Origin of the sequence: Williamsia maris (assembly GCF_024171815.1) — a bacterium.
In the GTDB taxonomy this organism is placed as follows: Bacteria; Actinomycetota; Actinomycetes; order Mycobacteriales; family Mycobacteriaceae; genus Williamsia_A; species Williamsia_A maris.
Map to the genome: position 1 here is coordinate 845,850 of NZ_JAMTCJ010000003.1, position 12,008 is coordinate 857,857.

Genomic DNA, 12,008 nt, shown 5'->3' on the forward strand with positions numbered 1-12,008 from the left:
GAGTACGTGAGTTCGACGCCGGCTGCGCTGATCGCGATCCCGTCCGGATTCGACGCGACGGCGGCGGCGAAGATCGCAGGCAGGGTTCGCGGGGTGACCTCGACCGGTCCCGTCGCGGTCGTCAGCGCCAGGGACTCCTCGGGCGAGAGGACGTCGATGTCGCCGACCGGGAGGCTCGGGTCGGCTCCGACCGCGGCGATCACCGCGGTCAGGCGACGGGCCAGTTCGGCGATCGTCGACTCGTCGAACAGTGCGGTGGCGTAGGTGAACACCGCCGACAGCGCGCCGTCGTCGACACCGGCGTCGTGCGGGTGGGCCCCCTCGGAGACGGTGAGCTGGAGGTCGAACTTGGTGGTGGTGACCTCGGTGTCGACGCCGGCGACGGTCAGACCGGGCAGCTCGAACCGGACCTGCTGATCGTCGACGAACGCCAGCGCGACCTGGAACAGCGGCGCGTGTGCCGTGGAGCGTTCGGGGTCGAGGTGGTCGACCAGCCGCTCGAAGGTGACCTCGGTGGCGTCGAGTGCGGCGATGTCGGTGGTGCGTACCCGGTTCAGGAGCTCGACGAAGCCCGCGCCCCGGTCGACGGGGGTCCGCAGCACGAGGGTGTTGACGAACATGCCGATCAGGTCGTCGAGTTCGGCCGAGCCGCGCCCGTGGATCGCGGTGCCGATCACGATGTCGTCGGTCGTCCCCGACCGTGCCAGCACCACCGCCAACACCGCGTGGACGGCCATGAACATCGTTGCGCCGCAGTCGTCGGCGACGCGGCGCAGGCCGGCCACGGTGGTCGCGTCGACGACGAACCGGTACTCGGCGCCGGCACTCGAGGCCACCGCGGGTCGGGGCCGGTCGAGCGGGAGGTCGATCAACTCGGGGATGCCGTCGAGCTGCTCGGTCCAGAAGCGCAACTGCTGCGCCGCGAGGGACGTCGGGTCGGAGTCGTCCCCGAGTACCGCGCGCTGCCACAGCGTGTAGTCGGCGTACTGCACCGGGAGCGGCGCGAAGTCCGGTTCCACCCCGTTCCAGCGCGCCCGGTAGGCGGTCATCAGGTCCCGTGCGAGCGGCCCGAACGACCCGCCGTCGCTGATGACGTGGTGGGCGACGACGACGAACACGAACTCCAGATCGGCGACACGGACGAGCCGTGCCCGCAGCGGCGGCGCGACCGCGAGGTCGAACTCGGCGTCGACGATGGCCCGGATCGCCTCCGTCCGCGACGACATGTCGTTGTGGCGCAGATCGATCGGCGGGTCGATGGCCACGTCGGGGTGATGGTCGCCGACCGGCAGCACCACCTGCTCGGGCACCCCGTCGGTCGTCGCGAACCGGGTCCGCAGCACCGCGTGCCGGTCGATGACGTCGCGCAGCGCTCGATCGAGCGCGGCGACGTCGAGGTCTCCGCGGAACCGCAGCACCAGGGGGATGTTGTAGCCAGAGCTGTGCGGATCGAGCTCGGCGAGGAACCAGATGCGGCGCTGCGCATCCGACAGCGGAACCGGGCCGTCGTGGTCGGTGGCGATCAGCGGCGGCCGCTCGATGCGGGTCCGCTGCGCGAGTCGCCCGGCGAGTTCCCGGACGCTGGGGGCCTCGAAGAGGTCGCGGACGGTGACGGCGATGTCGAGGGCATCGGCACTGCGCGCGGCGATCCGCGCGGCGACGAGGGAGTTGCCCCCGAGGTCGAACAGCGAGGTGGTGACCCCGACCCGGTCGGTCTCGAGGACCTCGGCGAACAGATCGGCCAACGCGCGCTCGGCGTCGGTCGCGGCCGGTTCCGCGTCGTCGTGGGTGACCGCCTGCGGCACCGGGAGCGCGTTGCGATCGAGTTTGCCGTTGACGTTCAACGGGAGTCGGTCGAGGACCATGACGACATCGGGGACCATGTAGTCCGGTACCCGCGTCGCCACCGCCGCGCGCACGGCCGCGACATCGAGATCGGCGCCCGCCGTCGATGCGGCGACGACGTAGCCGACGAGTTGTTCGGGCAGATCGCCGCGCTGCCGGATCGCCGCGGCGGCGGACCCGACGCCGTCGGGGGCCAGCAGCGCCGCCTCGACCTCGCCCAGCTCGATCCGGTAGCCGCGGAGTTTGACCTGATCGTCACTGCGACCGAGGAATTCGTAGGAGTCGCCGCGGACCAGGACGACGTCGCCGGTGCGGTACATCCGCTCGCCGGTGTCGGTGAAGGGGTTGGCCACGAACCGGCCTGCGGTGAGGTCGGTGCGCGCGAGGTACCCGCGGACGACCTGGGGCCCTGCGACGTACACCTCACCGGGTACACCGTCGGGGACCGGCCGCAGCCGCGCGTCGAGGACGTGGACCACGCTGCCCGGGATCGCGGTGCCGATGTCGGATGCGGTTGCCGCCCCGGCGAACTCGGCGGTCATCTCGCGCCGGGTCATGTAGACGGTGGTCTCGGTCGGGCCGTACATGTTGTTCAGCTGCGGTCCGGGCTCGCCGTCGACGGCCAGTCGGTCGGCGTGCCACCGACGGACCTGTTCGATGTCGAGGACCTCACCGGCGAAGATCATCCGTCGCACCGAGCGCGCCAAGCGGCCGGCCGCGGGGAGGCGCAGGGCCGCGGCGAGTTGGTAGAAGGCCGACGGCGTCAGGTTGACGATCGTGACCTGTTCACGCTCCAGCGTGACCAGGAAGTCGTCGGGCGAGCGCGTCGTCACATGGTCGAGGACCACCAGTCGCCCACCGGTGGTCAGGGCCGTCCAGATCTCGCCGACCGAGACGTCGAACGCGTAGGACGCGAACATCGACCACACGTCGTCGGCGGAGGCGTCGTAGATGTCGTCGAGCCCCTCGAGCAGGGTGACGGCGGCGTCGTGGGTGACCACCACGCCCTTCGGGGTGCCGGTGGATCCCGAGGTGTACATCACGTAGGCCGGGTGTCGGCCGTCGATCCCGAGCGGGAGGCCCACGTCGGGATCGGGTGCGGCGCTCAGGTCGTCGACGGTCGTCAGCGGCACGCCCAGTCGGTCCCACGACGCGGTCGTCTCGGTGTCGGTGACGATCAGCAGGGGCCCGGCGTCGGTGACGATGCCGTGCAGTCGCGCCAGCGGATGCGACCGGTCCAGCGGTAGGTACGCGGCGCCCGACTTGAGCACCCCGACGAGGGTGACGATCAACTCGGCCGTACGTGGCAGCGCGACGCCGACGAGGGTCTCCGGGCCTGCTCCGGCCGCGACGAGTCCGGCGGCCACGCGGTCCGAGCGCTGGTCGAGATCGCGGTAGGTCAGCGCTGTGCCGTCGACATCGGTGACCGCGGTCCGACCCGGGTACCGGTGGACCGCCGACCGGAAGCGACCCGCCACCGACTCCCAGTCCGACGTCCCGGCGATCTCGTTCGCCGTCGACCGGATGAGGGCGACGGTGGCGGTGGTCGCGGCGGCGACCTCCGCAGGTGCGAGGCCGGTGCGGGGCAACAGACCGGTGACCGCCACCCCGACCCCCGCCTCGGCGTCGATGCCCCGGGGGGTCAACATCGCGACGGTGGCGTCGATCTTGGCGCGGAGGTCGGCGAAGGTGACGGGCTTGCGGGCCCCGGCGAACGCCACCTGGGTGGGGGCGAGCGACGCCGCGAGCGCGACGAGCCGCTGGGTGGACGGACGAGCGCGGTGCCGTGGTGGCGCCTGAGGTGGTTCGGAACCGATCGCGGTCACGCCCGGTCGGCCGTTTCCGGAGCCGTAGCGGCGCCGGCGATCCGGCACGCATTGACCTGCAGTTGCGCCAGCACGGCATCGAGGACCTCGACACCGTCGTCGGCGATCTCGGGAACCACTGCGGTCAGGGCCATGGTGAGAGCACCATACGTGTCGCCGTCGGGCAGCGTCATCATCAGTGCCGTTGCCATCGAATCGATCTCACCGAAGCTGACCTCGACGCCGCCGTACTCGACGGCGGTCGCGTCGGGATCGATCTCGGTGGCCACGGCCACCAGGTGCGCGAGGTCGGCCGGATCGCTGCCTGTACCCGCCGCCGACTCCTCGATGGCGCCGAGCAGAACCGCGGGATCGGTCGGGTGATCGAGCGCGAGGTCGATGTCGCCGACGATGTGGGTGGGATCCGAGGCCACCGTCCGCAGGATCTGTCCGTAGCGGGCGACGATGCGTTCCACCGTCGTCGCGTCGTACAGGTCGGTCGCGAAGATGACCCGGCCCGCCATCGCGCCGCCGTGGTCGGCGCCGCTCGGATCGACCGGGAACAGCATGAACTCGAGGTCGACCTTGGCCGCGACCGACGCGAGCGGTTCCGGGGTGATCCGCAGACCGTCGAGTTCGACGGTCGGGAACACGATGTTCTGGAACGCGAACATCACCTGGAACACCGGGTTGTGCGAGCCGGTCGTCGAGGAGACCACCCGCGAGACGATCTCGTCGAACGCGACGTCGGCGTGGGACATGTCGGCGAGGTCCTCACCGCGCACCCGGTGCAGCAGCGTCTCGAACCCCTCCCCCGACCGCACGCGGGTACGCAGGGCCAGGGTGTTGACGAACATCCCGACCATGTCGTCGAGGGTCTCGTCGTCCCGACCGGCGTACGGCGTCCCGACGACCACGTCGTCGTGTCCCGACAGCCGCGACATCAGCACCGCGAACGCGGCGTGGACGACCATGAACAGGGTGCTGTTGTGTTCACGGGCAATGGATTCCAGCGCGTCGACCACCGGCGCCGCGATCTCGAAATCCACCACGTCGCCGCGCGAACTCGGGGTCGTCGGACGTGGTCGGTCGGTGGGCAGGGCGATGCGGTCGGGCGCCCCGGCCAGGCGACGGGTCCAGTAGGCCAGCTGACGGTCCGCGTGCGTCGTGCCGTCGTCGGCGACGGTGGCGAGCCGCTCGCGCTGCCACACGACCCAGTCCGCATAGTTCAGCGGGAGCGGTCCCCGCGTGGTCCGGTGGCCGGTGAGGTGCGCGGTGTAGCCGTCGACGAGGTCGCGGGCCAGCGGCATCAGCGACGCACCATCCGCGCTGATGTGGTGCACCACGAACACCAGGAGATGGTCGTCGGGTCCGACCCGCACCACCGCGGCCCGGACCGGGATACCGGTGGTGAGGTCGAATCCGCGGTCGGTGACCGCGGCGATGGCGGCGGGGATCTCCTCGGGCGCGGCGGCCGACCGGCGGGCGGTGAGGTCGACCAGCGGGACCACGAAATCGTCGGCCACGGCAGCGGCCGGGCGGATCACCTGTACGGGTTCGCCCCCCAGCAACGGGTAGGTCGTCCGCAGGGTCTCGCGGCGCATCACCAGGTCGGTGATGGCGGCGCGCAGTGCGGGCACGTCGACCGCGCCACTCAGGCGCAGCGCGAGGGAGACGTTGTACGACGACGAGTCGGGGTCGGCGCGGTTGACCAGCCACATGCTGCGCTGCACACCGGAGACCGGGACGACCTCGGAACGGGGACGCACGGTCAGCGGTGGGGTGACGGCACCACGCGGGTCGGCGGTGGTGACCGCACCCACGAGCGTCGCGACGGTCGGGTTCTCCAGCAGTGTCCGCACCGAGATCCGGCGGTCCAGCAGTGTTTCCAGCCGTGCGACCACCTTGGTGGCCGACAACGAGTTGCCGCCCGCGGCGAAGAAGTTCTCGAACACCCCGACCGAGTCGACACCGAGCACCTGGGCGAAGACGCCGGCGACGACCGACTCCAGCTGGCTGCGCGGGGCCACCGAGTCCGGCGATGCGGTCAGCGTCACCGGGGGCAGCGCCGACCGGTCGATCTTGCCGACAGTGGTCAGCGGGAACTCGTCGAGGACGGCGACGGTGCGCGGGACCAGGTACGCGGGCAGTGCGCGGGCGGCGGCGTCGACGACGTGCTGCGGCACCAGGACTCGGCCCGGCGCCGGGGTCACGTAGGCCACGAGCACGTCCTCCCCGCCCGGGGTGGTGGTGGCGACGGTCAGCGCGGCCTCGACGCCGTCGATCGACGTCAGGACGTCGTCGATCTCACCGGGTTCGACGCGTACGCCGCGGATCTTGATCTGGAAGTCGGTGCGGCCGTGGTACAGCAGATCGCCTGCGGCCGTGCGGGTCACACGGTCACCCGATCGATACATCCGCGTCGCCCCGGCGTCGAACGGGTTGGCCACGAACCGAGTGGCGGTGAGACCGGGACGGTCGTGGTAGCCACGGCCCAGCGCCGGGCCGGCCAGGTACAGCTCACCGGCGACCCCGTCGGGGACCGGACGCAACCAGTCGTCGAGGACCAGCGTGGTCATGCCGTCGATCGCGCGGCCGATCGTGACCGGTGGCCCGACCCGCATCGCCGACGTCGTGGTCGCGGTGATCGTGGCCTCGGTGGGGCCGTAGAAGTTGTGCAGGTCGCGCGACGCGCCCGCCCATCGGCCGACGAGCTCCGGCGGGAGCTGCTCACCTGCGCTCGCCACGATCCGCAGGGTCGGGACCTGCGACGGCGCGATGGTCGCCAACGCCGACGGGGTCATCACCGCGTGCGTCACGCCGCGCTCGGCGATGAGCGCGGCGAGTTCGGGTCCGGCGAACACGTCCGGCGGGCTGATGACCAGTTCCGCGCCCGCGCACAGGCCCATGATCATCTCGAACAGCGACACGTCGAAGCTCGGCGACGCGACGTGCAGCACCCGGCAGGTGCGGTCGCAGCTGAGCACCGCGGCCTGCGTCGCGACGAGATCGGCCAGTCCGGCGTGGGTGACCGCGGCGGCCTTGGGGCGCCCGGTCGAGCCCGACGTGAACAGCAGATAGGCGAGGTCGGCGGTGTGCACCGGCCGACGCAGCTCGGACGGGTGGACACGAGATCCACTGTGTCCGGCGAGCCCGAGTTCGAACGACACCTCGTCGATGGCCAGCCACGTCATCGCCCGCCCGTCCGACGGGGGTGTCCCCAGTTCGAAGATGGTGAGCCCGAGCGTGGCCGTGCTGTCGGCGATCAGGGCGGCGCGTCGGGCGTCCGGCTGACGGGGGTCGATGGTGACGAAGGCCGCTCCGGTCTTCGCGACCGCGACGACCGCCATGACCGAGTGGTGCGATCGTCCGATGGAGATCGCGACGATCTGGCCGGGGCCGACGCCTCGCGAGATGAGTTCGCGGGCCAGCTCGTTGGTCCGGGACTCGAACACCGCCCAGGTGATCGACACCGCGCCCGACACCGCGAGGGCGTCCGGGTCGGCCGCCTCGGCGCCCGCCGCCAACAGCTCCGACAGCGTGCGGTGGGGATGCGACACAACCGACGACGTGGCCACGACCGCGGCCCGGTCGTCGAGGAGACCGATACGGCCCACCGGCGCCGACGGTGCGGCGACGACCGCACCCAACACGCGCCGCAGGTGATCGCCGAGCGTCCGGATCGTCGGGCCGTCGAACAGCGCCGTGGCGTAGTTGATCTCGATGGCGTAGCCGCGGGCAGACGTCCGGTCGGCCGGCTCGGTGACCGTGACGGTCAGGTCGTACTTCGCGGCCGGGACCCGTGCGTCGGGTCCGGCGTCGACGTCCGAGCGGATCGCGAGATCCGCCATCGGATCCGACTGCATCGTCAGCGCGACCTGGAACAGCGGGGCGTGCCCGGACGAGCGCTGGGGTGCCAGTGCGTCCACGACCCGCTCGAAGGGCACCTCCGCGTGGGCCATGGCACCGGCGACACCCCGGTGCGAAGCGGTCACGAGGTCGGCGACGGACTGCGCGGGACGGATCCGGGACCGTAGGACGACGGTGTTGACGAACATGCCGACCATGTCGGCGGTCGCCGGGTCGTCGCGACCGGCGATCGCGCTGCCGATGCTGACGTCGTCGGTGCCCGCGAGCCGGCTGAGCACGACGGCCAGGCCGGTGTGCAGGATCGCGAAGGGGGTGACCGCGAGATCGGTGGCCAGACGCCGGATCCCGGCGGACAGATCGGCGTCGAGCGTGGTGTCGAGGTACGCGCCGCGACCGTCGGCGACCTGGGGTCGGGGTCGGTCGGTGGGCAGGGTCAACAGTCCCGGGGCGCCGTCGAGCTCGCGCCGCCAGAACTCGAGCCCGCCGGTCAGCACCGGGGTGGGGTCCGCCAGACCGCCGAGGCGGGCCTGCTGCCGCAACGCCACCTCGGCGAAATCGATGGGCAGTGGGGCGAACTCGGGTGCGAGCCCGGCCCGACGCCGGTCGTAGGCGTGGCGCAGGTCGCCGATCAGCGGGCGTAGCGACTGGCCGTCGGCGGCGATGTGGTGGACGACCAGGACCGCGATCGACTCGGCCGATGTCGCGTCGGAGCCGGACGAGGGCAGCAGGTACGCGCGGAACCCGATCTCGTGTTCGAGGTCGAACCCGGTCCCGACCAGGTCGGCGATGGTCGCCTCGGCGTCTACGGCCGACGCGGACCGCTCGCCGCGCCCCTGGGCGTCGAGAACCCGGGCGTCGAGACCAGGTGCGACGGTGGCCATGTCGAGGACCTGCTGGACCGGTTCACCGTCGACCGACGGGAACACGGTGCGCAGGATCGCGTGCCGTTCGACGACGTCGCGCACCGCCGCGGCGAACGCAATGACGTCGACGTCGATACCGAGGCGGACCGCGCCGGACATGTTGTAGGTCGGTGCGGACGGGTCCATCCGGTTGATGAACCAGAGCCGGGTCTGCGCGTGCGACAACGGGATCGCCGCAGGGCGCGCACGCTGCGGTGTCGCCGCGGCGACCTCGTCCAGCGGGTGGGTACGGGTGGCCAGCTCCCCGATCGACGGACTGTCGAAGACATCGGCCAGGTCGACGGCGAGCCGGTGTTCGGTGCGCGCCACCGACACGAGTCGGGCGGCGATCAGCGAATCGGCGCCGAGGGCGAAGATGTTGTCGCGCATGCCGACCCGCTCGATCTGCAGGAGGTCGCGAACGAGGTCGGCGAGCGCGATCTCGACCGCCGACTCCGCCTCCCGATGCGGGGTGTCGGAGCGCATCACGGGCGCGGGTAACGCGCGGCGGTCCAGCTTGCCCGACCCGGTCACGGGGAGCTCGTCGAGCACGACGATCGCCGCGGGCACCATGTGCGAGGGCAGGCGGCGACGGCAGCGGTCGGCGATCACGTCGACGTCGAGCTCGGCATTGCCGCGTACGTAGGCCACCAGGGTGACGGCGGGACCGAGGTCTGAGCGCGCGAGCACGGCTGCGGCCTCGACACCGGGGACGGTCGTGAGCACCGACTCGATCTCGCCGAGTTCGACGCGACGCCCACGGATCTTGACCTGCAGATCGGTGCGACCCAGGTACTCGATCTCGCCGGTGGCGTTCCAGCGCACCAGGTCACCGGTCCGGTACATCCGCGTGCCGGCGCCGTCGAACGGGTTCGCGACGAACCGGTCGGCGGTGATCCCGGGGGCACCGACGTACCCGGTCGCGAGTTGTCGCCCCGCGAGGTAGAGCTCGCCCGCGACCCCGGTGGGCATCGGGCGCAGAGATGCGTCGAGGACGTAGACCTCGGTCTCGGCGACGGGGCGCCCGATCGGCACGGGGTCGGCGCCCGGCGCGACGCGGTGGGAGGTGACGTCGACCGCCGCCTCGGTCGGGCCGTAGAGGTTGACCAGTTCCGCGGTCGACGACCCCAGCAGCCGCCCGGCGGTGGCCGCACCGAGTGCCTCGCCCGAGGTGAACACCGTGCGCACCGACGCAGGCAGCGACGCCGCTCGGCCGTCGGCCGACACCACGTCGAGATAGACGTCGAGCATGGACGGCACGAAGTGGGCCACGGTCACGCCGCGTTCGGCCATCAGGTCGTGCAGGTGGTCGGGGTCGCGGTGCCCACCCGGGCGGGCGATGACCATGCGCGCCCCGGTGCGCAACGGCCAGAACAACTCCCACACGGACACGTCGAAGGTGGTCGGCGTCTTGTGCAGGACGGCGTCGGCCCCGTCGATCCGGTGGTCGTCCTGCATCCAGTCGAGTCGGTTGAGCACGGCACGGTGTCCGACCTCGACACCCTTGGGCGTGCCGGTGGAACCGGAGGTGAAGATGATGTATGCCGCGCCGCCGGGGGCGATCGTGAGTTCGGTGGCGTCCGACGGGTCGGGAACCGGATGGGCCGGGTCGAATCCGATCGACACCAGGTACGCGTCGTCGACACGCAACCGGGCCGAGACGGTCGCCTCGATCGCGTCGGTGCGTTCGCGGGGGTCGGCCGGGTCGACCGGGACGTAGACCGCTCCGAGGGTGAGCACGGCGTACACCGCCGCGACCTGGGCGACACCACGGTCGAGCGCGACCACGACGCGGTCACCGGGGATCACGCCGTCTCGACGTAGTCGTTGCGCGAGGTCGGTGCGCAGGTCGGCGAATGCGCGGTAGCTCAGCCTGTGCCCGGGCGCGTCGATCGCGACCGCGTCGGGGGTGGCCGCGACCTGCGTCTCGAACCCCGCGAGGAGGTGCTCACCGGGGGTGTCGGCACGCCGGGGTCCGCGTCCCCGGGCGATCAGGGCGGCGTGTTCGGAGTCGAGCAGCACCGACAGGTCGGCGATCGGGGTGTCCGGTGACCCGAGCAGACGGTCGACGAGGAGCAGGAAGCGCTCGAGGTGGGTGTCGAGCTCGGCCTGGTCGTACAGGTTCGGGTTGCCGTGCAGGTCCACGACCAGGCACTCGCCCGGGCTCGCCTGGTAGAGGTTGATCCGCAGATCGTCCAGGGTTCCCGAGGACAGGATGTGGTAGTCGGCCCGGGCCCCGTCGATCTCGATGCGACGGTCGAAGAAGACGAGGTTGACGATCGGGCCGAACGACGCGGCGGTGGCGTCGGCCATGCCCGCGGCCATCCGGATGTCCTCGTAGCGGAACCGCTGGTGCCGCAGGGCGCCGGTCAGTTCGAGTTGCACCTGCGCGATCAACCCACGCCCGGTTGCACCGGCGACACCGTCGATCCGGACCGGCAGCATGTTGGCGACCATGCCGCTGCCGCGTTTCACCCGGGCGCTGGCCCGCCCGGTGACCGGCAGGCTGAGCACGACGTCGTCGACGCCGGTCATCCGCGACAGGTAGGCGGCGAAAGCAGCGGTCAGCAGGGCGGCCGCCGAGGTGTTCCCCGCGGCGGCGGTGGTGTCCACCAGGTCCTGGCGGGTGCGACTGATCCGCGTGCTGGCCATCACGTTGGCCGGTGAGAGGGGTGCGTTGCTCGCCCGCTGCGACAGGGTCGGCCCCTCGGGCAGGTCGGCGACGCGGGCGACCCAGTGCTCGCGGTCGCTCTGGCGTCGGGTGCTCTGCGCGTATCTGTCGTCGTCGGCCGAGATCTCGGCGAGTGATGCCCGGGCGGGTGAGACGTGTTCGGTGCCGGCGAGCATCGCGTTGTAGCGGTGCACAGCCTCGTGCAGGCTGTTGAGCGCGGAGAAGCCGTCGAAGGCGATGTGGTGGCCCCGCAGGTACCAGAAGCAGCGATCGTCGGCGACGCGGATCAGCGCGGAGATCGCGACTCGGTCGGTCTCGAGATCCATCGGACGCCGATGATCGGCGTCCATCCACGCACGGGCGGCCGCGACCGGGTCGGGCTCGGAACGCAGATCGAGGGGTTCCACGCGGAAGTCCACGCTCGGGTCCACCCACTGCATCGGGACGTCGTCGACGACCACGATGCGGGTGAAGGCGGACTCCAGCGACCGTGCGGCGTCGAGCACCGCGGCGCAGAACAGGTCGCGGTCGAGCGGCCGACCCTCGTCACGGATGTCGAGGTAGTGCGCGACGGTGATCGAGTAGTCGGTGTGCAGCCGCTCGGCGAACCACATGCCCCTCTGGGCAGCGGTCAGCGGGATCGGATCGGTCGTCAGACCGGCGACGCGCTCGCCGTCCATCGACCGTCCCCCGTTGCTTGGCGCACCCATGATCTGCTCACCGATTCTCCCGACCCAAAGATCTCGACCCGCTTGAGTTCGTTGCACACCCCCCCGAGCGGGCAACCGGACCGACGCCGTCATCATAGCGACCCCGTCTGTGAAAACCTCCAAGATTCGGACGTTCGGACGACCCGTCCGCGAGGGGTGTCGGGCGGACCAACACGGTCGTTCACCAGGCGAATCATGTTCCGTC

2 protein-coding genes (1 of these 2 only partly in view) are annotated in these 12,008 nt (G+C 71.4%); both read right to left on the reverse strand.

Annotation, left to right across the window (positions count from 1 at the left end; translation table 11 throughout):
• Positions 1–3,719, reverse strand: partial view of a non-ribosomal peptide synthase/polyketide synthase gene (locus LX13_RS17295; protein WP_253662510.1) — the start only. The gene continues 37,537 nt to the left of window position 1, outside the view; the window shows 3,719 of its 41,256 coding nt (coding positions 1–3,719); its start codon is at positions 3,717–3,719; the stop codon falls past the left edge of the window.
• A complete protein-coding gene (locus LX13_RS17300; protein ID WP_253662511.1) occupies positions 3,668–11,803 on the reverse strand; it encodes a non-ribosomal peptide synthetase in 8,136 nt (2,711 codons plus the stop codon). Before LX13_RS17300 ends, LX13_RS17295 begins: the two co-directional genes overlap by 52 nt.
• Positions 11,804–12,008: the final 205 nt, after the last annotated feature.